A 23,525-nucleotide genomic window follows, 5' to 3' on the forward strand; every position below is an offset into this window, starting at 1 on the left:
AGGGGGGACCCTGTGGGAGAGTAGGACGCCGCCGAACAATCATTCACAGAGAACCCCCATCCGGGAAACCGGATGGGGGTTCTCTGCATTTCCGGCCCACAGGAGCACCTCACCAGGGTCCCTCACGAAAGTTCAAAAAAAGTTCGGCCGGCCATGTCGAGAACCCGTGGCTGGCTCCGTCCCCGGGGTGAACGCGGCCACAATGGGTCGCACCAGCACCGAGGAGAACATCATGGCCAAGTACCTGCTGCTCAAGCACTACCGAGGCGCCCCGGCTCCGGTCAACAACGTGCCCATGGACCGATGGACGCCCGAGGAGATCTCGGCGCACGTGCGGTACATGCAGGACTTCGCGGACCGGCTGGAGAAGACCGGCGAGTTCGTCGACGGCCAGGCGCTCGCTCCCGAGGGGACCTTCGTCCGGTACGACGGCGAGGGGCGCCCGCCGGTGACCGACGGCCCGTTCGCCGAGACCAAGGACTTGATCGCCGGCTGGATGGTGATCGACGTCGACAGCTACGAGCGCGCCGTCGAGCTGGCCGGGGAGCTGTCGGCCGCTCCCGGGGCGGGCGGGCGGCCGATCCACGAGTGGCTGGAGCTGCGTCCGTTCCTGGCCGCGCCGCCCACCGTCACCGAGTGACCTCGCCGGTGGACGGAGTCCTGCTCCGGAGTCTCGCGCCGAGCGTGCTCGGTATCCTCGTCCGCCGCGGAGCCGACTTCGCGGCGGCCGAGGACGCCGTGCAGGACGCGCTGGTCGAGGCGGTCCGCGTCTGGCCGGCCGGTCCGCCGCGGGACCCCAAGGGCTGGCTGGTCACCGTGGCCTGGCGCCGGTTCCTCGACGCGGCCCGGGCGGACGCGGCCCGCCGCCGGCGCGAGGACCGGGTCGACGGGGAACCGGAGCCGGGGCCCGCGTCCGCGGTGGACGACACGCTCCAGCTCTACTTCCTGTGCGCGCACCCGTCGTTGACGCCGTCGTCGGCGGTCGCGCTCACGTTGCGCGCCGTGGGCGGGCTGACCACCCGCCAGATCGCCCAGGCCTACCTGGTGCCCGAGGCGACCATGGCGCAGCGCATCAGCCGGGCCAAGCGGACCGTCTCGGGGGTGCGATTCGACCGGCCCGGCGATGTCGCCACCGTGCTGCGCGTCCTCTACCTGGTCTTCAACGAGGGCTACTCCGGGGACGTCGACCTCGCCGCCGAGGCCATCCGGCTGACCCGGCAGCTCGCGGAGGTGATCGACCACCCCGAGGTGGCGGGGCTGCTCGCCCTGATGCTGCTCCACCATGCCCGGCGCGGGACCCGGACCGCGTCCGACGGGAGCCTGGTGCCGCTCGCCGAGCAGGACCGCGGCCGGTGGGACACCGGGTTGATCGCCGAGGGCGTCGGGATCCTGCAAGCGGCCCTCGGCCGCGACCGGCTGGGCGAGTTCCAGGCCCAGGCCGCCATCGCGGCACTCCACGCCGACGCGCCCACCGCCGGGGAGACCGACTGGGTGCAGATCGTCGAGTGGTACGACGAGCTCGCCCGCCTGACCGAGAGCCCGGTCGTCCGGCTCAACCGCGCGGTGGCCGTCGGTGAGGCCGACGGGCCGCGCGCCGGGCTGGCGGCGCTCGGGGAGCTGGACGGTTCGCTGCCCCGCCACACGGCAGTGGCGGCGTACCTCCACGAGCGCGACGGTGACTTGGAGACGGCGGCCCGGCTGTATGTCGAGGCGGCCCACCAGGCCCCCAACCTCGCCGAGCGCGACCACCTCATGCGCCAGGCCGCCCGGCTGAACGCCCGTCGGCCTCGCTGACGGACCAGGCAGGAGGCGCGGCGTCACCACGGACTGCCCGTTGAAGGGACGAGACCGTACGACGTGACCAAGGAACGGGACCAAGGAACGGGACCAAGAGGCGGGACCGCCCGTACGGGCGAGGCTCAGAGGCGGCCGGCGGCCTTGAGCGCGAGGTAGGTGTCGGCGAGGGCGGGGGCGAGCTGGGCGGGGGAGGCGTCGAGGACGGTGACGCCGTGGCGGGTGAGGAGGTCGGCGGTGGCGCGGCGGTCGGCGCGGGTCTGTTCGGCGGCGGCGGCGCCGTAGACGGCTTCCAGGGTGCCGCGGCCGGCGGCGAGGGCGTCCAGGTGGGGGTCGGCGACGCAGGCCAGGACCACCTCGTGGCGCTTGGTGAGCAGCGGCAGCAGCGGGCGCAGGCCGTCTTCGACCGGGGCCGTGTCGAGGCCGGTGAGCAGGACGATCAGCGAGCGGTGCGGTGCCATCTTGAGGGCGGTGGAGACCAGTGAGCGCATGTCGGTCTCGTGCAGGGCCGGTTGGAGGGAGGCCATCGCGTTGGTGAAGGCCGGCAGGATCTCGCTGGGCGAGCTGCCGGCGACCGCGGCGCGCTTGCGGGCGTCGTGGGCGAGCAGGTCGACCCGGTCGCCGGCGCGGGTGGCGAGGGCGGTGAGCAGCAGGGCGGCGTCGAGGGCGGCGTCGAGGCGGGGCGCGTCGCCGACCCGGCCGGCGGAGGTGCGGCCGGTGTCGAGGACGACGAGGATGTGCCGGTCGCGTTCGGGGCGCCAGGTGCGGACGGCGACGGTGTTGCGGCGGGCGCTGGCCCGCCAGTCGATGGAGCGGACGTCGTCGCCGGGCAGGTACTCGCGCAGGGAGTCGAACTCGGTGCCCTGGCCGCGGGTCAGGACCGAGGTGCGGCCGTCGAGTTCGCGCAGCCGCGCGAGCCGGGAGGGCAGGTGCTTGCGGCTGTTGAACGGGGGCAGGGCTCGGACTGTCCAGGGCAGGTGGTGCGAGCCCTGGCGGCCGGCCAGGCCGAGCGGCCCGAGCGAACGGACCGTCACCCGTCGGGCGTGGTGGTCGCCGCGGCGGGTCGGGGTGAGCACGGTGACGGCCCGGCGCCGCTCGCCGGCGGGGACGTGCAGGGTGTGTCGGGAGGCGGCCTCGGCGGTGCCCGGCCGCCAGGCGGACGGGGCCCAGGCGTCGCGGATCCGGGCCCGGAGGGGCCGCCCGGAGGGGTTGGTGACGGTCAGTTCGACGGAGGCGGGTTCGCCGAGCCGGACGGTGGTGTCGCCGCCCCGGCCGAGTTCCAGACCGCGGACGGGGGCGGCGAGCACCAGGTCGATCGCGGCGGCGAGCAGCACGGCGCCGGTGACGAGGCCGATCCCGGCCCAGGACGGCAGCAACAGGCCCACGACGAGCGTGCCGAGCGCGGCGAGCAGGGCGGTTCGCCCGGTGAGGGCCATGCGGTGCGCTCCTTCGGGAACGGGCGGTTCAGCGGGGGGCGGGCGTCTGGGCGAGGACGGCCTGGATGACGGAGTCGGCGGTGACGCCCTCCATCTCGGCCTCGGCGCGCAGCGCGACGCGGTGCCGCAGGGTGGGCAGGGCCAGGGCCTTGACGTCGTCGGGGGTGACGTAGTCGCGGCCGGCGAGCCAGGCCCAGGCGCGGGAGGCGGCCAGCAGGGCGGTGGCACCGCGCGGCGAGACGCCGATGGACAGCGACGGGGACTGCCGGGTGGCCCGGCAGAGGTCGACGATGTACGCGAGGATCTCGGGGGAGACGGTCAGCTTGGCGATCTGCTCGCGGGCGGCGGCGAGGTGCGCGGGCCCGGCGACCGGGCGGACGCCGGCGGCGGCGAGGTCGCGGGGGTCGAAGCCGGCGGCGTGCCGGGACAGGACCTGGAACTCCTGGTCCCGGTCGGGCAGCGGCAGGACCAGCTTGAGCAGGAAGCGGTCCAGCTGGGCCTCGGGCAGCGGGTAGGTGCCCTCGTACTCGACCGGGTTCTGGGTCGCGGCGACCAGGAACGGGACGGGCAGCGCGCGCGGCACGCCGTCGACGGTGACCTGGTGCTCCTCCATGGCCTCCAGCAGGGCGGCCTGGGTCTTCGGCGGGGTGCGGTTGATCTCGTCGGCGAGCAGCAGGTTGGTGAAGACCGGGCCGGGCTGGAAGGAGAACTCGGCGGTCCGGGCGTCGTAGACGAGGGAGCCGGTGACGTCGCCGGGCATCAGGTCGGGGGTGAACTGGATGCGCTTGGTGTCCAGGTTGAGCGCGGTGGACAGGGTGCGGACCAGCAGGGTCTTGGCGACGCCGGGGACGCCCTCCAGCAGGACGTGGCCGCCGCAGAGCAGGGCGACGACGAGGCCGGTGACGGCGGCGTCCTGGCCGACCACGGCCTTGCCGATCTCGGCGCGCAGGGCGGTGAGTGCGGCGCGCGGGTCGGCGGCGGTGTCGGGGGTGCCCGGGGTGGCAGCCGCCGCGCCGGGGGTGCTGGACGGGGTGGCGGTGGCCTGTTCGGTCACGGGTTCCGTACCTGCCTTTCGAGGGCGTCGAGGTCGTCGGCGAGCCGCAGCAGTGCGGTGTCGTCGGTCGGGGGCGGGCCGAAGAGGAGGGCCCGGACGTCGCCGGCGGGCTGCTCGGGGAGGCGGTCGGCCACGGCCGCGCAGAGGGTGTCGGGGTCGGGCGCGCCGGCGTGGAGCGGGACGCCCAGGGCCGGGGCGAGGCGGTGCGCGGCGGCCCGGCGCAGGGCCTCGGCGGCGCGGCCGCGGGCCTTGGCGCGGCGGTAGAGCCGGGCGCGGCCCTCGGTGGTCTCGGCGGCGCGGACCACCACGGGCAGGTTCTCGCTGATCACGGGGCCGAGTCGGCGGCCGCGCCAGAGGGCGGTCAGGACGGCGGCGACGGCGAGCTGGTAGCCGGCCCAGCGCCAGCCGTCCGGGATGTAGTCGCCGAAGGTCTTGTCCCGGGTGCCCTGGGCGAGCGGGGCGCTGTAGTCGGGCAGGTGCCAGGTGAGGCGGGGCTGGGAGCCGAGCAGGCCGAGGGCGAGGGCGGCGTTGCCGTCCTTGGCGAGCTGCTCGTTGTGGAGGAAGGCGCCGGTGCCGAGCACGATGACGTCGCCGCCGGCGGTCGGGGCGCTGACCAGCGGGTAGCCGTGGCCGCGCGGGTAGCAGCCGGCGCCGCGGCTGCCGCTGGTGTAGAGCATTCCGCCGATCTCGGCGCTGCCGGCCCGCACGGCCTCGGTGAGCGGGCACTGTGCGGTGGTGCTGCGGACGGAGGCGTAGGAGGGCCCGCCGTCCTCGTCGGAGGGGCGGATGCCGGGGGCCAGGGCGCTGAGCGCGGCCGGACCGGGGGCGACGAGGACGAGCCGGCTGTGCCGGGCTGCGGCGACGGCGCGCAGTTCGGCGGGGCCGAGCAGGTCTGGCTCGGGCAGGACGAGAGTGTCGGCGCCGCCCGGGTGGCCGGTGAGGTCGGTGGTGAGGTCGGTCTTGAGGCCCTGGTGTTCGAGCAGCGCGAGGACGGCGTGGCTGCCGTCCTGGTCGTAGGAGCGCGGGTCGAGCGGCGGGTAGCGGCGGTCCTGGCCGAGGGCGGCCACGGCGGTGGCGCCGATCAGCAGGACGGCGAGGACGAGCAGGTACCAGCGGGCCCGGCGCCAGAGGCCGCGGCCGGTGGGGGCGAGGCTGGTCGTGGCCGGCCCGCCGGGGGCAGGGGTGGCGGGCGGCTGCGGCGCGGGCGGCGCGGGGGCGGTGCTGGTCATGCCGCTCCTCCCAGGGCCGGGCGGGCGCGTTCCAGGGTCCGGTCGAGCTCGCGCAGCAGCTGGTACGCGGCCTGGTCGGCGGTGCGCTCGCCGTAGGCGATGTCGTCGAAGGTGAGGGCGGCGGCGGCCAGGGCGGCGGCGTGGTCGGGCAGGGCCCGGCCGGCCTCGGTGGCGGCCTCGTCGGCGGTGCGGCCGGGGCGGACGTCGAGCAGGGTGCGTTCCTCCAGGGCCCGGACCAGGGCTCGCATCTGTGCGCGGACGGCCTCGTTCCAGTGCCCGGCGGCGGCGTGCCGTTCGGCGTCGGCCCGGTACTGGCCGGCGCCGCGCGGTCCTTCGACGCCGTAGACGTCGAGGACGGTGCGGGCCGCGCGCCGTGGCGCGCCGAGGCGCCACCAGAGGGCGGCACCGATCAGCAGGGCGACGATCAGGAAGAGCACCAGGCCGGTGGTGCCGCTGGTGCCGTTGCCGGAGATGCTGTCGAGCGCGTCGGTGATGTGGTCGTTGAGCCAGGTCATGACCCGTTCCAGGACGCTCGGGTCGTGCTTGTGGTACTCGGCGTTGAGCAGCTCGTCGCGGGCGGCGTCGCGGGCCGGGTCACGCGGGACGGTGACCGGGGCGCCGCCCGCGACGAGGAGCCTGTCCCCCCAGGTAGGCATCCGGGTCAGCGCCTCGCGGGGGGTCGGCCGGCCTGGTCGCCCCAGCCGGTGGCGCCGGACTCGGCGAGGCCGGCGGCGCGGGCGAGTTCGATGTCCAGGGCCTCGCGGCGGATCCGCTGGTCGACGTAGATGAGGACGCCGAGGGCGGCCCGGAAGGGGATGGTGAGGGTGGCGGCGATGATGCCGGCGATCGCGGTGGTGATCAGCATCGCGGTGGGCTCGTGGGCCGAGCTGAGGTCGACCTGGCGGTCGAGGTCGCTGAAGCCGAGGACGAGTCCGGCGAAGCGGAACGGGATCGCGATGACCATGGCGACGATGAAGGTCAGCACCTCGCCGAGCAGCGAGATGCCGAAGATGCGCCACCAGGAGCCGAGGGTCAGCCGCCGGGAGCGGGACAGCGCGGTCCGCACACCCTGCTTCTCCAGCATCAGGGCGGGGGCGGCCAGGCTGAACCGGATCCACAGCCAGAACCCGACCGGGATGGTCAGGATGCCGACGAGGAACAGCAGGGCCTCCGTCTCGGGGGCGCCCGCCGAGCCGGAGGCGTAGAAGTACCAGGGGCTGAAGCCGAGCAGGACCACACCGCCGGACATCAGGCCGGTGAGCAGGGTCAGCCCGAGCAACTGCGGCAGCCGGCGGCGGGCGTCGCGCCAGGCGTCCCCGGCGTTCGCGGACTGCCCGAGGACGGCGCGGCTGACGACCATGGTGAGCAGCGCGGTGGCGACCACGCCGAGCAGCACCGTCAGCGGCATCGAGGCCAGCATGGTCGTCACCTGGGTGGCGGGGCCGGTCTTGCCCTTGACCAGCAGCTGGGCGGCGACGTTGCCGGCCTGCTCGACGACGGCGATGCCGAGGGAGAGGGCGAGGGTCGTCCGCCAGTGCTTGCGGATGGTGGCGACGGAGCCGTCGAGGAGTTCGCCGAGTCCGAGCGGGCGCAGCGGGATGACGCCGGGCTTGGGGCTCTGCGGAGCGCCCCAGCCGTAGGGGTGGTGGCCGCCCGGTGCGGGCCGGCTCCAGTCGGGCCGGGCCTGCTGACCGCTCCAGCCAGGGGCCGGGGCGGGGGCGCCCTGCGGTGGTGCCGACGGCCCGGGCACGGCGGCGGGCGCGTCGGCCGGGGGCCGGGCGTCGTCGCGGGGCGGCTCGGGCGAGCCGGGCGAGGCCCAGCCCGGAGTGTCGGTCATCACTGCTCCTCGGAGGGGCGTCACGGGCGCGGTTCCGGGCGGATCTTTCGCCCGCGCGCAGCGCCCATCGTGCCATGGGGTCTGGGAAGGCCCCATGGGTATCCGGCCGCTGATCGGAAACGGGGGCCTTCCGGTGGTCGGGCGGTGGGCCGCGGGCCGTTCGAAGACGTTCCAGCCGGGCACATTCGCCCGGTATGGCCGGAATTAACCGGTGGGGGGAGTTGGCCGTTGTGGAGCATTGGCACTGCTGTGCGGCAGGTCACAATCCGGTAATGAGAGGATGGACGCATGAAGGGACGCGTCCTCGTCGTTGATGACGACTCCGCACTGGCCGAGATGCTCGGTATCGTGCTGCGTGGTGAGGGTTTTGAGCCGTTTTTCGTCGCGGATGGGGACAGGGCGCTAGCTGCGTTCCGGGAGACCAAGCCCGACCTGGTCCTGCTCGACCTGATGCTGCCCGGTCGGGACGGTATCGACGTCTGCCGGCAGATCCGGGCGGAGTCCGGTATTCCGATCGTCATGCTGACCGCGAAGACCGACACGGTCGACGTCGTGGTGGGCCTGGAGTCGGGTGCCGACGACTACGTCACCAAGCCGTTCAAGCCCAAGGAGCTGGTGGCCCGGGTGCGTGCCCGGCTGCGCCGTGCCGAGGAGCCGACGCCCGAGCAGCTGACCATCGGCGACCTGGTGATCGACGTGGCCGGCCACTCGGTGAAGCGGGACGGCCGGGGCATCCCGCTGACCCCGCTGGAGTTCGACCTGCTGGTCGCGCTGGCCCGCAAGCCCTGGCAGGTGTTCACCCGTGAGGTGCTGCTGGAGCAGGTCTGGGGTTACCGGCACGCGGCGGACACCCGCCTGGTCAACGTCCACGTGCAGCGCCTGCGGTCCAAGATCGAGAAGGACCCGGAGCGCCCCGAGATCGTGGTGACCGTCCGTGGCGTCGGCTACAAGGCCGGACCCAGCTGACGTGACGCACCTGGCTGACGAAGCCCCGTCGGGTTCCGCGACCGACGGGGCCGACGCGGTTCGCGGGTCCGTGCTGAGTTCGACCACCCGCCGTCGGCGCCGGGCGGCCGCGTTCGCGCTGCTGACCCGTCAGCTGCGTCGGCCCGCGCGCCGGGTGACGGCGCTGTACCGCCGGTCGATCCAGCTGCGCGTGGTGGCGGTCTCGCTGCTCGCGTCCATCGCGGTCGTCCTGGTGCTCGGCGTGGTCGTGATGGCGCAGGTGCGCACCGGCCTGCTCGGCACCAAGATGGCGGCCGCCCGCGAGCAGGCCAGGATCGGGTTCCAGGCGGAACTGAAGAAGATCGACGAGGCGAAGGACCAGCGGCTGCGGGTCGGCGCCACGCCCGACCCCACCATCGAGGAGACCGGCACCTGGCTGCTGCGGCAGGTCAACGACCTGGCCGCGAGCGGGCAGACCGTCTACTCGGTGATCGCGATGGCCGCCGGCACCGACGCCATCGTCCCGGAGAACGGCTTCGCGCCGCGCTTCTCGGGCGACATCCTGCCCAGCAGCGTCCCCGACACCCTGCGGGACAGGGTCCACTCCGAGCCCGGCCAGATGTTCGACCAGCCGGCCCGGATCCACCGGGCCGACGAGCGGACCGAGCCCGGGCTGGCCCTCGGCATGCAGTTCACCGGCCCGGCCGGCAACAGCTACCAGATGTTCTACGTGTTCTCCTTCGGCCAGGAGACCGACACCCTCGACCTGATCACCGGCACCCTGGCGACCGCCGGCGTGTTCGTGGTGATCCTGATGGGCGGCATCGCCTGGGTCGTGGTGCGCCAGGTGGTCACCCCGGTCCGGATGGCCGCCGGCATCTCCGAGCGGCTCGCCGACGGGCACCTGGAAGAGCGGATGAAGGTCACCGGCACGGATGACATCGCCCGCCTCGGCGAGTCGTTCAACCGGATGGCCAATGCCCTCCAGGCCCAGATCCGCCAGTTGGAGGAGCTGTCCCGGGTGCAGCGGCGCTTCGTCTCGGACGTCTCGCACGAGCTGCGCACCCCGCTGACCACGGTCCGGATGGCCGCGGACCTCATCTACGACAGCCGCGAGGACCTGGACCCGATGGCGGCCCGCTCGGCGGAGCTGTTGCAGGGCCAGCTGGACCGCTTCGAGTCGCTGCTCGCCGACCTGCTGGAGATCAGCCGCTTCGACGCCGGCGCCGCGATCCTGGACGGCGAGCCGGTCGACCTGCGCGACATCGTCGCCCGGGTGGTGGAGGCCGCCGACCCGCTGGCCCAGGCCAAGGGCAGTGCGGTGGTGATCCGCGGCGACGGCGAGCCGGTCGTCGCCGAGGTGGACTCCCGCCGGATCGAGCGCATCCTGCGCAACCTGGTGGTCAACGCCCTGGAACACGGCGAGGGACGCGACGTGGTGGTGCGGCTGGGCTCGGCCGACGGCGCGGTCGCGGTCGGCGTGCGCGACTACGGCATCGGCCTCAAGCCGGGCGAGGCGTCCCGGGTGTTCCACCGCTTCTGGCGGGCCGACCCGTCCCGGGTGCGGACCACCGGCGGCACCGGCCTCGGCCTGTCCATCGCGGTCGAGGACGCGCACCTGCACGGCGGCTGGCTGCAGGCCTGGGGCGAGCCCGGCGGCGGCTCGCACTTCCGGCTCACCCTGCCGCGCACCCGGGGCGGCGAGATCAGCCGGGCGCCGTTCCGGCTGGAGCCGGAGGACTCCCGCAACAACCGGGGCCTGGGCACCTACGGCGTGCCGTACCGGCGGGCGATCAGCCCGCCCGGCGCGACCGCGATGACCGCGGCCGAGGAGCAGGCGGAGACGCCGGAGGGGCCCGTCAACGGCTTCGGCAGCGGGCTCGGCGGGGTGCTGAACATCGGCCCCGACCTGGGCAAGCGCCGGCTGCCCGAAGGGCCGCGCGCGGACCCCTCGGACGTCCGGACGGCGGGGAGCGGGTACGGTGCCACCGGCGCCCAGGTGATGGTGGACCCGACGCCCGGACGGCCGTCGGTGGCACAGCGGACGGCGGAGCCGGACGTGACGGATGGGACGGGCGGGACGGACCTGGAGGGGTCGCAGCGTGCGAAGGACGAGCAGCAGGACTGAGCCGCGGTTCACGGCGGTGGCCGGCGTGGTGCTCGGCGCCCTGGTGGCGAGCGGCTGCGCGGCCATGCCGGACTCCGGCGGCATCTCCCGGGTGGAGCTGTCGCAGGGGGCGGCCGACAAGAACCTGCAGGCCAAGGTCTACCCGGTGGCGCCGGCCAAGGGCGCCAAGCCGCGCGCCCTGCTGACCGGGTTCCTGGACGCGGTGACCGCAGACGAGGGGTACGAGACCGCGCGCCAGTACCTCACCGAGAACGCCTCCGCGCACTGGAACCCGGACGCCGGCATCCAGGTGCTCTCCGCCGCCACCCCGAACCTCCCGGCCGGCCAGGAGATCGCCGACACCGACACCAGCGTCTCCGCGACGGTGACCGGGTCGCTGATCGCCAGGATCGACGAGAAGCACTCGTACCTGGCCGAGGGGCAGCGGGACGTCTCGGCCGACTTCACCCTCGTCCGGGAGAAGGACGGCGAGTGGCGGATCGACAAGCTGCCGACCGGCGTGATCATGAACGAGACCAACTTCAACAACAGCTACCGCCAGGTCGACCGGTACTTCTACACCACGCCGGACCCGTCCTCGACCGTCACCGGGAGCGCCGGCCAGCAGGTCCTGATCCCCGACCCGATCTACCTGCGGCGCCGGACAGACCCGCTGACCGCCGCTGCCAAGGCCCTGGTCGCCGGGCCCTCGACCTGGCTCGCGCCGGTCGCCCGGACGTCCTTCCCGAGCGGCGTCAGCGTCGACCGGGTGAGCGTCGACGACGGCCGGATCGCCCACGTGCAGCTCGGCGGGGCGGACGTCAGCGAACCGGTGTCCTGCCGGCGGATGGCGACCCAGCTCTTCTACACCCTCGCCGACCAGGGCAAGGGACAGGTCGAACGGCTTGAACTCAAGGGCCAGCGGGGCAACTGCTTCGCCAGCCGCAACGACCTGCCGGCCACCGGCCCCGGCGCCCTGGCCGGGCCGCTGCCCGCGCAGCAGTACTACCAGCGCGCCGACAACGGCCTCCTGATGGTCACCGACGAGCAGCGCAACGGCGAGCCGGTGCGCGGCGTCCTCGGCAAGCCGCAGCCGGCCGGCAAGGCGCCGCTCGGCACCATGGCCGTCAACCGGGACGGCTCCCGGGCCGCCGCGATCAGCGGGGACGGCCACCAGCTCTACTCGGTGCCGCTGGCGGACAGCGCGGTGGCGCTGCCCGACCCGGTGCTCACCTCGCCGGTGAAGACCGCCGACAAGGAGGACGGCCTCGCCTCGCCCAGCTGGGACGGCCGAGGCGACCTCTGGGTGGTGGACCGCAACCCGCAGGGCCCGCGGGTGGTGATGGTCCGCGGCAACCGGACGTACCCCGTCGCGGTCGAGGGGCTGGACGGGCAGACCGTGCAGGCCCTGAAGATCTCCTCGGACGGCGCCCGGGCCGCCCTGGTGGTCAAGACCGCGGGCGTGCCCAGCCGCTCGCTGTACTTCGGCCTGGTGGTGCACGGCGGTACCCCGGAGGCGCCGACCGCGCGGATCACCGGCCTGCGCCGGGCGGCCCCCTCGCTCACCGACGTCGCCTCGGTCTCCTGGGCGGAGGCCGACCAGCTGCTGGTGCTCGGCAAGGAGGCCGACCGGATCAAGCAGCTGTACTACATCGGCACCGACGGCACGCAGAGCGCCGACACCACGCTGCAGGCCGAGAACATGCTCACCGTCTCGGCCTCCGAGTCCCGGGGCAACGTCCTGGCCCAGGCGCCGTCGGTGCTCGCGGCGGCCGGAGGCGCGATCTACCGGCTGATCGGCAGTCAGTGGCGCGAGGTCCAGTTGGCCGACAAGGCCGGGTCCTTCTTCTACGCGGGCTAGGAACCCGCCGATCACGCTCTGACGTTCCGATCCCTGACGCCATGTCGGGCCGCCCGGTGCCTCAGCCGGGCCGGTGCGCGGTGGCGGCGACCGCGGCGCCCGCCCGGGCGGGCAGTCCGGCGTCCGCCAGTGCCCGGGCCGCCTCGGCGAGGCTGGCACCGGTGGTCACCAGGTCGTCCACCAGGACCGGCTGACGGCCCAGCAGGTCGCGCCGGGCGCGCGGCAGCACGGTGAGCGCGCCGTGCAGGTTGCGGTGGCGCTCGGCCGCGCTCAGCCCGGCCTGGTCGGCGACCGGGCGGGCGTGCCGCAGCAGCGGCTCGGCCCGGGCGTCCAGGCCGCACCGGCGCAGCGAGCGGGCGGCGGCCCCGGCCAGCCGCAGCGTCGGGTCGTGGCCGCGGGCGCGGACGGCGGATCGGGCCGAGGGCATCGGGACCAGCAGCAGCGGCGCGGCGGCGGCACGCGGTCCCAGGGCGGAGCGGACGGCCCGGCCGAGCGCCTCGCCGAGCGGGCCCGCCAACCGCAGCGCGCCGCGCTCCTTGTGGGCGAGCAGCAACTGCCGGACGGAGTCGGCGTACGGGGCGGCGGCGTGCGCCCAGGGCAGCAGCGTGGGGCCGGGCCGGGTGGCGGCCAGCGCGTGCCGGCAGGCCGGGCAGAGCTGGGTGCGCTCGGCGCCGCAGCCGGCGCAGCGGGCCGGGACCAGGACGTCCAGCAGTCCGGCCAGTGCGTGGCCGAACGGCCCTTGGGCGGACGGCGGACGGGTGGGGGCGGGGGGTGGTGGCACGGCTGCTCCTGGCGACGGCAGGCACGGAGAGTGAGCAAAGGATGCGCCGTACGGGGGGTGTTGTCCAGGTATTTACCCGTGCTTCACTCGCAGGAGGGTAGACAGGGTCCAACAGCTTGACCGCCCGCCCGCAGTATCGGGTCATACCCGACTCCGCGCCTGGGGAGGCGAAAACCCCGTGTGAGGTGTTCGATAAAGCTCCAAGGGGTTTCAACCGTCCCTGGTGGGGAGGAAGTGAGGTGAGGGCCAGTCGTTTCCCGCCGCTGGCGGCGGGGGCGGGGGGCCGGCAGTGGATGGGCTGGTCCAGCTGGGTCTCAGTCCGGTCCGGTAGCACCCGGATCGGCGTCAGCACGAGGGATCGGAGTTCTGCGTGGACATCGTCGTCAAGGGCCGCAAGACCGAGGTGCCCAAGAGGTTCCGCGAGCACGTGGCCGAGAAGCTGGAGAAGGTCCAGAAGTTCGACGGCAAGGTGATCAGCCTCGACGTCGAGGTGTCCAAGGAGCACAACCCGCGGCAGGCCGACCGGTCCGAGCGGGTGGAGATCACTCTCCGTACCCGTGGGCCGGTGATCCGGGCCGAAGCCGCCGCCGCCGACCCGTACGCGGCGCTCGACCTGGCCTCGGCGAAGCTCGACGCCCAGCTGCGCAAGTCCGCGGACCGGCGCCGAGTGCACAAGGGCGGCAACGGCCGCACCCCCATCAGCGTCGCCGAGGCGACCGCGGCGCTGGCCGCGCTGCCGGACACGGCGGTGCGGGAGGGCGAGACCAACGGGGCCGTCCGCAAGACCATGATGGGATCCCTGGAAGTGGAGGGCGAAGGCCCGCTGGTGGTCCGGGAGAAGACCCACCCGGCCGCCCCCATGGCGCTGGACCAGGCGCTGTACGAGATGGAACTGGTCGGCCACGACTTCTACCTCTTCGTGGAGAAGGACAGCGGCCTGCCGAGCGTCGTCTACCGCCGTCACGGCTACCACTACGGCGTCATCCACCTGCAGACCGACGGGTCGGCCGGCGCGGGCGGCGGCGCGGGCGGGGCGATCGGCGAAAGCGACGACGAGGACTGACCGTCCGAAGACAATCCTGGAGGGGTGACCCCGGCGGCCGAGTCCGCCGGGGTCACCGGCGTTTCGGGGCAGGGCGGGTGGAGCGGGAGTCGAGGGCGGGCCCGGGAGGTCACCCGATGCGGAACGGCGGCGTCGGAGGGTGACAGCAACGGCCGCGCGGCGTGGAATGATTGGCGCACGACGACCCGCGAAGGGGGAGGAGCGGATGGGGGATCACTTCGGGCTGGGGCCCGCTACGGGGCCGGTCACCGGACTGTCACCGGGACCGGAGGAGGAACCCGCGTACGCGCCGCACCGGGGTGAGCCGATCCGCGTACTGGTGGTGGACGACCACGCGTTGTTCCGCCGGGGGCTGGAGATCGTGCTCGCGGAGGAGCCGGACATCAAGGTCGTCGGCGAGGCCGGCGACGGCGCCGAGGCCGTGTTGAAGGCTGCCGACCTGCTGCCGGACATCATCCTGATGGACGTCCGGATGCCGCGCCGCAGCGGGATCGAGGCCTGCACGGCGATCAAGGACGTGGCACCCAGCACCAAGATCATCATGTTGACGATAAGCGACGAGGAGGCCGACCTCTACGAGGCGATCAAGGCGGGCGCCACCGGTTACCTGCTGAAGGAGATCTCCACCGACGAGGTCGCCACCGCGATCCGCGCGGTCGCCGACGGGCAGTCCCAGATCAGCCCGTCGATGGCGTCCAAGCTGCTCACCGAGTTCAAGTCGATGATCCAGCGTCGCTCCGACGACCGGGACCTGGTGCCCGCACCCCGGCTCACCGACCGGGAGTTGGAGGTGCTCAAGCTGGTGGCGACCGGGATGAACAACCGGGAGATCGCCAAGGAGCTGTTCATCAGCGAGAACACCGTGAAGAACCACGTGCGCAACATCCTGGAGAAGCTCCAACTGCACTCCAGGATGGAGGCGGTGGTGTACGCGATGCGCGAGAAGATCCTCGAAATAGGGTGACCGTGGCTGCGCCCCGGCCCTAGCTCGCGAGGAGTTTCTCGAGGGCCGGGCGCAGCCGTTCGTCCGGCAGGGCCTCGACCCGGACGCCGTCGCAGCCCACCCAGGCGGCCGCCTCGCGCAGGGCCGCCGCCAGCGCCTCGACGTGCCGGGCGCCGTGCCCTCGGTCGCCGGCCAGCGAGACCTGACGGGCCACCAGGGTGCGCCCCTCCCGGGCCGGGTCGACCCGGCCCACCAGCCGGCCGCCGGCCAGCAGCGGCATCGCGAAGTAGCCGTGCACCCGCTTGTGCTTGGGCGTGTAGGCCTCCAGTCGGTGCGTCATGCCGAAGATCCGCTCGGTGCGTGCGCGGTCCCAGATCAGCGAGTCGAACGGCGAGAGCAGCGTGGTGCGGTGGCGCCCGCGCGGGGTGGTGGCCAGCGCGGCCGGGTCGGCCCAGGCCGCCGCCGCGCCGCCGCCCGGGCCCCAGCCGGCCACCTCGACCGGGACGAGCCCGCAGTCCGCGAGGACCGGGTCCAGCTCCTCGGCGCGCAGCCGGTGGTAGTCCAGCAGGTCGGCCCGGGTGGCCACGCCGAGCGCGGCCCCGGCCTGGGCGACCAGGGTGCGCACGCACTCCCGGTCGGTGCGGTCCTGCCCGAACAGCGCCTCGGGGATGGCCTGTTCGGCCAGCGCGTAGACGCGCTTCCAGCTCCGGCGCTCGGTGCAGACCACGTCGCCGAAGGCCAGCGCCCGCTCCACCGCGATCTTGGTGTCCGACCAGTCCCACCACTCGGCGGTCTTCTTGGCGCCGCCCAGCTCCGTGGAGGTCAACGGGCCCTCGGCGCGCAGCTTGTCGAGCACGTGCCGGTACGTCTCGGGCGTCACCTGGTGGCCCCAGAGGTGGCCGCGCTCGCGGTAGCGGCGGCGCCGGAACGCGAACAGCGGCCACTCCTCGACCGGCAGGATGCAGGCCGCGTGCGACCAGTACTCGAAGCTCGTGCCCGCGCCCCAGTACGCCGCCTCGACGGCCGGACGGCCGACCGCGCCGAGCCGGGCGTACGGCACCAGTTCGTGCGAGCGGGCCAGCACCGAGATGGTGTCCAACTGGACGGCGCCCAGGTGCCGCAGCACCCCGCGCACCCCGGCCCGGCGGTCCGGCGCGCCGAGCAGGCCCTGGGCGCGAAGGGCGATCCGGCGGGCTTCGTCGGCGCTCAGGACGGTGACGGGCGGCGGGCCGGCGGGGGAGCCGGCGGCAGGCAGGGCGGTCATGTCGGCGAGGGTAGTCCGGGGCACCGACAGCCGGTCGGGGGGCGCCGGCGCGGACGTCAGGGGCGGAGGTCCGGGAGGTCCGGGAGGTCCGAGGCGAGCAGCGAGGCGACCCAGGCGTCGTGGAAGGTGCCGCGCTGCTCGGCGTACGAGCGCAGGGTGCCCTCGAAGCGGTAGCCGACCTTCTCGGCCACCGCGCGGGAGCCCTCGTTACCCACGTAGGCCTGCCACTCCAGGCGGCGCAGACCGAGTTCGACCAGGCCGTGGCGGGCGACCGCGCGGGCGGCCTCGACCGTGTAGCCGCGGCCGCGGAACTCCTTCGTCGCCCACCAGCCGACCTCGGCGGAGCCCGGGTCGCCGTGGCGCAGCACGAGGCCCTGGGTGCCGACCAGGGCGTCGGAGCCGCGCTCGAACACGCACCAGATCCGGTTCTCGCCGGTGCGCCAGCCCTGCGCGGCGAGGTCGCGGACGAAGTACTCGGCGTCCTCGCGCCGGTACGGGCTCGGGACGACCGTCCAGCGCTGGATCTCGGCGTCCTGGCAGGCGGCGAAGACGGCGTCGATGTCCGACTCCTGCGGGGCCCGCAGGACGAGGCGGTCCGTGGTGAGGGTGACGGTGCGGGGCTCTTCCATGGGCGGATTATTCCGTGGAGAGAGGAATTCGGGCATCCGAATATCGAGCCGACCCCTCGATCCGCTGACCGGTTTGTCCCGGTGGGCGGTGCTATCGGATCAAGTGCTCGCGCGGGTGACACGGGAATACCGTGCTGACGCACCTCCCGGGGCATTGGACTCCTCGCATACGATGGCCCGTGCGGTGGGGTGAACCCGCCGTGCAGTCGTCCAGTGCCAATACAGGCAAGGAGCCCGCCCAAGTGTCCGTCTTCGACAAGATCCTGCGCGCCGGCGAAGGCAAGATCCTTCGCAAGCTGCAGCGGATTGCTGCCCAGGTCAACTCCATCGAAGAGGACTTCGTCAACCTCACCGACGCCGAGCTGCGCGCGCTGACCGACGAGTACAAGCAGCGGCTCGCGGACGGCGAGACCCTGGACGACATCCTCCCCGAGGCGTTCGCCACGGTGCGCGAGGCCGCCAAGCGGGTGCTCGGTCAGCGGCACTACGACGTTCAGCTCATGGGTGGCGCGGCCCTGCACCACGGGTACGTCGCGGAGATGCGCACCGGTGAGGGCAAGACCCTCGTCGGCACCCTGCCCGCGTACCTGAACGCGCTCACCGGCAAGGGCGTCCACCTGATCACCGTCAACGACTACCTCGCCGAGCGCGACTCGGAGTGGATGGGCCGGGTGCACCGCTTCCTCGGCCTCGAAGTCGGCGTGATCCTCGGCAACATGACGCCCGCCGAGCGCAAGCACCAGTACTCGATGGACATCACGTACGGCACGAACAACGAGTTCGGCTTCGACTACCTGCGCGACAACATGGCCTGGTCGAAGGACGAACTCGTCCAGCGCGGCCACAACTTCGCGGTCGTCGACGAGGTCGACTCGATCCTCATCGACGAGGCCCGCACCCCGCTGATCATCTCCGGCCCGGCCGACCAGGCGACCAAGTGGTACGCCGACTTCGCCAAGCTGGTGCTGCGCCTGAAGATCGACCGCGACTACGAGGTCGACGAGAAGAAGCGCACCGTCGGCATCCTGGAGGAGGGCGTCACCCGGGTCGAGGACTACCTCGGCATCGACAACCTCTACGAGTCGGTGAACACCCCGCTGGTCGGCTTCCTGAACAACGCCATCAAGGCGAAGGAGCTGTACCGGGCGGACAAGGACTACGTCGTCATGAACGGCGAGGTCATGATCGTCGACGAGCACACCGGCCGCATCCTGGCCGGCCGCCGCTACAACGAGGGCATGCACCAGGCGATCGAGGCGAAGGAGGGGGTGGAGGTCCAGAACGAGAACCAGACGCTGGCCACCATCACCCTGCAGAACTTCTTCCGCCTGTACGACAAGCTCGCCGGCATGACCGGTACCGGCACCACCGAGGCCGCCGAGTTCCACCAGATCTACAAGCTCGGCGTGGTGCCGATCCCGACCAACAAGAACCCGCTGCGCATCGACCAGCCCGACCTGATCTACAAGTCGGAGCCGGCCAAGTTCGCCGCCGTGGTCGAGGACATCGCCGAGAAGCACGAGAAGGGCCAGCCGGTGCTGGTCGGCACCGTGTCGGTGGAGAAGTCCGAGTACCTCTCGCAGGAGCTGCGCAAGCGCGGCATCCCGCACGAGGTGCTGAACGCCAAGCACCACGAGCGCGAGGCGCAGATCGTCGCGCAGGCGGGCCGCAAGGGCGCCGTGACTGTCGCCACCAACATGGCCGGCCGCGGTACCGACATCATGCTCGGCGGCAACTCCGACCACCTCGCGGCGGCCGAGCTGGCGCAGCGCGGGCTCACCCCGACCGAGACCCCGGAGGAGTACGAGGCCGCGTTCCCCGCCGCCCTGGAGAAGGCCAAGGCCTCGGTCAAGGCGGAGCAGGACGAGGTCAAGGAGGCCGGCGGCCTCTACGTGCTGGGCACCGAGCGGCACGAGTCCCGCCGGATCGACAACCAGCTGCGCGGCCGCTCCGGCCGTCAGGGCGACCCGGGCGAGTCCCGCTTCTACCTGTCGCTGGGCGACGACCTGATGCGCCTGTTCAAGGCCGGCATGGTCGAGCGCGTGCTGTCGATGGCCAACGTGCCCGAGGACGTGCCGATCGAGTCCAAGATGGTCACCCGGGCGATCGCCTCCGCGCAGACCCAGGTCGAGCAGCAGAACTTCGAGATCCGCAAGAACGTCCTCAAGTACGACGAGGTGCTGAACCGCCAGCGCGAGGTCATCTACGGCGAGCGCCGCCGCGTGCTGGAGGGCGAGGACCTGCAGGAGCAGGTCGGCCACTTCATGGACGACACCGTCGAGGCCTACGTCAAGGCGGCCACCGGCGAGGGCTTCGAGGACGACTGGGACCTGGAGAAGCTCTGGACCGCGCTCAAGCAGCTCTACCCGCTCACCCTTGACCTGGAGGAGCTGGAGGAGGAGGCCGGCGGCTCCGCCGGGATGACCTCCGAGTTCCTGGTCAAGGTCGTCCAGGAGGACATCCAGGCGCAGTACGGCGCCCGCGAGGACCAGCTCGGCGCCGAGATCATGCGTGAGCTGGAGCGCCGGGTCGTGCTGTCGGTGCTGGACCGCCGCTGGCGCGAGCACCTCTACGAGATGGACTACCTCCAGGAGGGCATCGGCCTGCGGGCCATGGCGCAGCGCGACCCGCTGATCGAGTACCAGCGCGAGGGCTTCGACATGTTCACCGCGATGATGGAGGGCATCAAGGAGGAGTCCGTCGGCTACCTGTTCAACCTGGAGGTCCAGGTCGAGCAGCAGGTCGAGGAGGTCCCGGTCGCGGACGCCGAGGTGCTGCTCGACAAGCTGGAGAAGGACGCCGCCCGCCCGGAGATCAAGGCCAAGGGCCTGGAGGCCCCGAAGCCGCAGCGGCTGCACTACACGGCCCCCTCGGACGAGGTCGGCGGCGGTGTCATCGAGGGCGACTTCGAGGACCTCGCGCCGGAGGACGAGGGCGACGGGCTGACCCGCGCCGAGCGCCGCAAGGCCGCGAAGTCGGCCAAGGGCCGCCGCCGCAAGGGCTGAGCAGGCCGCAGGACGCCGCACAGGGCGCCGCTCCCGGACGGGGGCGGCGCCCTGTGCCGTCCCGGGCCGGCACGCGGTCGTGGGGGCCGCTGTGGCCGCCCTGGCCGCTGTGACGACCGTGGTCGCCGTGACGGCCGTGGTCATCGGGCCTCCACGGCGGTGCACTGCCACTGCCCGGCCTGGCCGCGCTGCTCCAGCCGGAAGGCCACCATGTGGTGCCGCCGGCCGAGGTCGACCCGGACGCAGGCCTCGACCGCGTCGGGCGAGGGCGACCGGTCGTGCACCGGGCCCAGCCGGGGCCGGTCGGCGGCGCCGCCGCGGCGCAGCGCGCCGGCCCGGACCAGGGAGGCGAGCTGCCCGTAGCCGTCCAGGCTGGTGTGCCGCATCAGCTGGCCGGAGGGCCGGGCGCCGGTGAGCACCTCGACCAGCTGGTGGGCGAAGCGGGAGGCCAGCGCCCGGGGGTCGTGGCCGCCCGGGCCGGTGCAGGCGGCGCGGGGGTGGCGCGGGCGGCGCCCGGCCGGGTCGTGGGCGGCGGTCGTGCGCGGCCGGCGGTGCGGGCGGGCGGTGAGCGGTGCGGTCACGGTGGGCTCCTCGACACGGTGGTGCGGGTGCGGACGGGTCCTTGCTAGCGGTGGGCCGTGTCGGGCGGCAAGGGCTTTTGCCGCTGCCCCCGGAGTGACCGGCAAGTTCACCTATCCGAGTGAATCGATCAGTGCGGTGCCGGGCCCGGCGCGCGGTCGCACGGTGCCCGATTGACGTGCGTGGGCGGGCCGTACGGTCCGAAAGAGGACGGTTCGATGCGCCGGACCGGGTGGCCCGAATCGCCGCCCCCGTTGCGGTGCCCGGCCGTCGGCGCGCACCATCGGAGCCTGATCGGGAACCGCGCGGAGCGGGACGGGGCCGGGCGGCCACGACCGCACCCACGACGACGGGCGGCCGCGATGACGACACGGGTAGCGGCGGTTCCGGCTCCGGCAGTCGCGGGCACCGCCCCGCCGACCGGGGACGCACCCCGGCGCGGCCTGGTGCTGGGCGGCGGCGGGATGCTCGGTGCGGCCTGGACGGTCGGCGCGCTCTGCGCCGTCGAGGAGGCCACCGGCTGGCGGCCGGGCCACGCGGACGTGCTGCTCGGCACCTCGGCGGGCTCGATCCTCGGCGCGATGCTGGCCGGCGGGGTCCGCACCGAGCAACTGCGTGACCACCAGCGCGGCCTGCCGATCACCGACGGCCCGCTGGCCGGGGTGGACTTCGACTACGACACGGCCGCCGGCGGCGCGCTACCGCCCCGCCCCGGGGCGGGCATCGGCTCGCCCGGCCTGCTGCGGGACGCCGTCCGGCACCCGCGCGAGTACCCGCTGCTGACCATGGTGTCGGCGATGGCGCCGCCCGGCCGCGGTTCGCTGGCCCCGGTCGGCGAGCTGGTGCGCGGCCTGCTCGGCCCGGGCGGCTGGCCGCCGCCGGGCGCCGACGGCGAGGCCGGCGCCGGGGCCGCGGCGCTGCGGGTGGCGGCCGTGGACTACCGCAGCGGCCGCCGGGTGGTCTTCGGGGACCCGGACGCCCCGGCGGTCGCGGTCGCCGACGCGGTGATGGCCTCCTGCTCGATCCCCGGCTGGTTCGCGCCGGTGCGGCTGAACGGCTCGGCGTACGTGGACGGCGGCTGCTGGTCCGCCACCAACGCCGACCTGCTGCTCGGCCGCGGCCTGGACGAGGTGTACGTGCTCGCCCCGATGGCCCTGCGGCTGCGCCCCCGTGCCGACCGTGCCGACCGCGCCGACGCCGACGCCGACGCCGGCGGGGTCGCCGGCACCAGCGGGCTCGCGGGCTCCCTCGCCGCGCTGCGCGAGTGGCGCGCCCGGGACCGCCCGCGCGGCGTGCTGGCCCAGCTGGTCAGTCGCTACCGCCGCGCCGTCACCCGGCAGCTGCTGCGCGAGGCCGTGCTGCTGCGGGCCGAGGGCGTACGGGTGCGGCTGCTCGCGCCGACGCCGGCCGACCTGGCCGTGATGGGCCCGAACATGATGGACCCGGCCCGCCGCGACGCGGTGCTGGAGAGCGCCCTGCGCACGTGCGGTGAGGCCCTGCGGGCCGCCCGCTGAGTCGGGCCGAGGTGATCACGCCCGGCCCGGCGGCGCTTATTCTTGGGGCGCTGGAAGCTGTGCCGCTGGACGAACCGGAGAGTGCCACCGATGCGCGTGTACGTGCCCACCACCCTGAACGGCCTGGCGGCGGCGCACCCGGGTGGTGCCCTGGACCAGTCCGCGGCCTACGCCGTGACGCCCGCGCTGCGCGAGTGGTACGTCAGTGACGACCTGGAGGAACTGGAGTACGCGGCGCTGAACCGGGCCGCGCAGTCCTCCCTGCGGCTGCTGGCCGCCGACCCGGACGCCCCGCGCCGCCGGGTCGTGGTGGCCCTGGACGTGGCCGACTCGGCCGTCCGGCCGTTCCCCGGCGACGAGTACCAGGACCAGGCCTCGCTCGGCCGGGTGGTGCTGGCCGGCCCGCTGCCGCTGGCGAAGGCGGCGGCGGTGCACGCGGACGTCGCCGACGGCGAGGTGGTCGAGGACGTCGCGGCGGCGGTGGCGGCGGTGGCCGCGGCCGACGCGGGCGACCAGGACGCCCAGTTCACCGTGGACGGGGCCGAGGACCACGACCTGCTCTGGTTCGCCACCCAGGAGATCTCCGCGCTGCTGGCCTGAACGGCCGGTCGCGCCGGAGCGGAGCAGCAGGGTGCGTGAGCCCCGTCCTACCGGCGTGTCGGTGGTCGGGGCTACCGTTTCGCGCGTGGCTACACACATCGTTTGGGACTGGAACGGCACGCTCTTCCACGACATGGAGGCGGTGCTCGGCGCGAGCAACGCCGCGTTCGCGACCATCGGCGTCGGGCCGATGACCATGCGGGAGTACCGCGAGCAGTACGAGATCCCGATCCCCCGGTTCTACGAGCGGCTGCTCGGCCGGATGCCGTCCCAGGAGGAGTGGCTCCGGCTGGACGAGGCCTTCCACGACCGCTACCGGGAGCTGAGCCCGGCCTGCGGGCTGACGGACGGCGTGCACGAGCTGATGGACGGCTGGCGGGAGGCCGGGCACAGCCAGTCGCTGCTGTCGATGTACGAGCACGAGAAGCTGCTGCCGCTGGTCGACGCCTTCGGCCTGACCGGCCGGTTCCTGCGGGTGGACGGCCGCAGCGGCCCGTCCGGCGGCCAGAAGGCGGAGCAGCTGGCCCGGCACCTGGCCGCGCTCGGCGAGCGGGTGGACCCGGCCCGTACGGTGCTGATCGGCGACGCCGCGGACGACGCCCGGGCGGCGCTGGGCGCGGGTGCGCACGCGGTGCTCTACACCGGCGGCTCGCACACCCGGGAGAAGCTGGAGCCGCTCGGGGTGCCGGTGGTGGACAGCCTGGCGGAGGCGGTCGAGCTGGCCGGGCGGCTGGGGCGGGGCTGACCGTCCGCGGCGGGCGTGGCGGGCGCCACGTCCGCCGTCCGCGTGTCTGAGCGGGCGGATCGCGCGGCCGCTGGTCAGGCTGGACCAGGGCCTGTCCGGTGGATCGGGCCCTCCCACCGGAGCAGTCAGCAGGACGGAG

20 protein-coding genes are annotated in these 23,525 nt (G+C 73.9%); 11 read left to right on the forward strand and 9 right to left on the reverse strand.

All coding sequences use genetic code 11. The features are described 5' to 3' along the window. Positions 1 to 232 precede the first annotated feature (232 nt). Both AC07AL_RS35620 and AC07AL_RS35625 read left to right on the forward strand, forming a co-directional pair. Positions 233 to 640, forward strand: coding sequence for a YciI family protein (locus AC07AL_RS35620; RefSeq protein ID WP_063351357.1), 408 nt, complete (start codon positions 233 to 235; stop codon positions 638 to 640). Between the two features lie 8 nt (positions 641 to 648). Continuing rightward, positions 649 to 1,794: an RNA polymerase sigma factor gene (locus tag AC07AL_RS35625; protein WP_478319404.1), complete on the forward strand. Its 1,146-nt coding sequence runs from the start codon at positions 649 to 651 to the stop codon at positions 1,792 to 1,794. A gap of 125 nt (positions 1,795 to 1,919) precedes the next feature. Here the strand turns inward: AC07AL_RS35625 and AC07AL_RS35630 are convergent, their stop codons facing one another. From AC07AL_RS35630 to AC07AL_RS35650, 5 genes are all read right to left on the reverse strand, one after another. Continuing rightward, positions 1,920 to 3,230 (reverse strand): DUF58 domain-containing protein, encoded by a 1,311-nt coding sequence (locus AC07AL_RS35630; RefSeq protein WP_363587324.1) that lies wholly within the window; start codon positions 3,228 to 3,230, stop codon positions 1,920 to 1,922. Between the two features lie 28 nt (positions 3,231 to 3,258). Beyond that, entirely contained in the window at positions 3,259 to 4,179 is a 921-nt protein-coding gene (locus AC07AL_RS35635) for an AAA family ATPase (RefSeq protein WP_363587370.1), read from the reverse strand. Positions 4,180 to 4,280: 101 nt separating this feature from the next. Continuing rightward, the gene (locus AC07AL_RS35640; protein WP_363587326.1) at positions 4,281 to 5,513 is read right to left on the reverse strand and encodes a DUF4350 domain-containing protein; all 1,233 of its coding nucleotides are present in this window, start codon (positions 5,511 to 5,513) and stop codon (positions 4,281 to 4,283) included. Then, positions 5,510 to 6,169 carry a DUF4129 domain-containing protein gene (locus tag AC07AL_RS35645; RefSeq protein WP_363587328.1) on the reverse strand — a complete coding sequence of 220 codons (660 nt, stop codon included), beginning with the start codon at positions 6,167 to 6,169 and terminating at the stop codon, positions 5,510 to 5,512. The genes AC07AL_RS35640 and AC07AL_RS35645 overlap by 4 nt, the downstream gene beginning before the upstream one ends. Positions 6,170 to 6,174: 5 nt before the next feature. Further along, the gene (locus AC07AL_RS35650) at positions 6,175 to 7,350 is read right to left on the reverse strand and encodes a DUF7847 domain-containing protein (protein WP_363587330.1); all 1,176 of its coding nucleotides are present in this window, start codon (positions 7,348 to 7,350) and stop codon (positions 6,175 to 6,177) included. Positions 7,351 to 7,638: 288 nt separating this feature from the next. Between AC07AL_RS35650 and mtrA the strand changes: the two genes are divergently transcribed. The 3 genes from mtrA to AC07AL_RS35665 all read left to right on the forward strand — a co-directional run bounded on the left by mtrA (position 7,639) and on the right by AC07AL_RS35665 (position 12,263). Further along, the gene (gene mtrA, locus AC07AL_RS35655; RefSeq protein WP_030247322.1) at positions 7,639 to 8,316 is read left to right on the forward strand and encodes an MtrAB system response regulator MtrA; all 678 of its coding nucleotides are present in this window, start codon (positions 7,639 to 7,641) and stop codon (positions 8,314 to 8,316) included. Between the two features lie 70 nt (positions 8,317 to 8,386). Beyond that, positions 8,387 to 10,423, forward strand: coding sequence for an MtrAB system histidine kinase MtrB (gene mtrB / locus AC07AL_RS35660; RefSeq protein WP_400331400.1), 2,037 nt, complete (start codon positions 8,387 to 8,389; stop codon positions 10,421 to 10,423). Further along, entirely contained in the window at positions 10,398 to 12,263 is a 1,866-nt protein-coding gene (locus tag AC07AL_RS35665; protein ID WP_363587332.1) for an LpqB family beta-propeller domain-containing protein, read from the forward strand. The genes mtrB and AC07AL_RS35665 overlap by 26 nt, the downstream gene beginning before the upstream one ends. 61 nt (positions 12,264 to 12,324) lie before the next feature. Here AC07AL_RS35665 and AC07AL_RS35670 read toward each other — a convergent pair whose 3' ends face one another. After that, positions 12,325 to 13,044 carry a ComF family protein gene (locus tag AC07AL_RS35670; protein ID WP_363628092.1) on the reverse strand — a complete coding sequence of 240 codons (720 nt, stop codon included), beginning with the start codon at positions 13,042 to 13,044 and terminating at the stop codon, positions 12,325 to 12,327. Between the two features lie 370 nt (positions 13,045 to 13,414). On the opposite strand from AC07AL_RS35670, the gene hpf reads away from it, so the two are divergent. Then, positions 13,415 to 14,107 (forward strand): ribosome hibernation-promoting factor, HPF/YfiA family, encoded by a 693-nt coding sequence (gene hpf / locus AC07AL_RS35675; RefSeq protein ID WP_363587336.1) that lies wholly within the window; start codon positions 13,415 to 13,417, stop codon positions 14,105 to 14,107. Between the two features lie 205 nt (positions 14,108 to 14,312). After that, positions 14,313 to 15,071: a response regulator gene (locus AC07AL_RS35680; RefSeq protein ID WP_079135841.1), complete on the forward strand. Its 759-nt coding sequence runs from the start codon at positions 14,313 to 14,315 to the stop codon at positions 15,069 to 15,071. A gap of 19 nt (positions 15,072 to 15,090) precedes the next feature. Here the strand turns inward: AC07AL_RS35680 and AC07AL_RS35685 are convergent, their stop codons facing one another. After that, the gene (locus AC07AL_RS35685) at positions 15,091 to 16,314 is read right to left on the reverse strand and encodes a winged helix-turn-helix domain-containing protein (RefSeq protein WP_363587338.1); all 1,224 of its coding nucleotides are present in this window, start codon (positions 16,312 to 16,314) and stop codon (positions 15,091 to 15,093) included. 56 nt (positions 16,315 to 16,370) lie between these two features. After that, positions 16,371 to 16,943: a GNAT family N-acetyltransferase gene (locus AC07AL_RS35690; protein ID WP_363587340.1), complete on the reverse strand. Its 573-nt coding sequence runs from the start codon at positions 16,941 to 16,943 to the stop codon at positions 16,371 to 16,373. A gap of 242 nt (positions 16,944 to 17,185) precedes the next feature. Here AC07AL_RS35690 and secA point away from each other — a divergent pair, with 242 nt between their 5' ends. After that, a complete protein-coding gene (gene secA / locus AC07AL_RS35695; RefSeq protein WP_363587342.1) occupies positions 17,186 to 19,948 on the forward strand; it encodes a preprotein translocase subunit SecA in 2,763 nt (920 codons plus the stop codon). Positions 19,949 to 20,088: 140 nt separating this feature from the next. On the opposite strand, the gene AC07AL_RS35700 is transcribed toward secA, so the two are convergent. After that, positions 20,089 to 20,529, reverse strand: a complete 441-nt coding sequence (locus AC07AL_RS35700) for an Rv3235 family protein (RefSeq protein WP_063349159.1) — start codon at positions 20,527 to 20,529, stop codon at positions 20,089 to 20,091. Positions 20,530 to 20,889: 360 nt separating this feature from the next. Here AC07AL_RS35700 and AC07AL_RS35705 point away from each other — a divergent pair, with 360 nt between their 5' ends. From AC07AL_RS35705 to AC07AL_RS35715, 3 genes are all read left to right on the forward strand, one after another. Further along, positions 20,890 to 22,041, forward strand: coding sequence for a patatin-like phospholipase family protein (locus AC07AL_RS35705; protein WP_478319403.1), 1,152 nt, complete (start codon positions 20,890 to 20,892; stop codon positions 22,039 to 22,041). A gap of 90 nt (positions 22,042 to 22,131) precedes the next feature. After that, complete coding sequence (locus tag AC07AL_RS35710) at positions 22,132 to 22,641, forward strand: DUF6912 family protein (RefSeq protein WP_350881082.1); 510 nt, start codon at positions 22,132 to 22,134, stop codon at positions 22,639 to 22,641. Positions 22,642 to 22,726: 85 nt separating this feature from the next. Continuing rightward, positions 22,727 to 23,386 (forward strand): HAD family hydrolase, encoded by a 660-nt coding sequence (locus AC07AL_RS35715; RefSeq protein WP_363587346.1) that lies wholly within the window; start codon positions 22,727 to 22,729, stop codon positions 23,384 to 23,386. The last annotated feature ends 139 nt before the right edge of the window (positions 23,387 to 23,525 follow it).

Source organism: Kitasatospora sp. NPDC043949 (genome assembly GCF_056435365.1).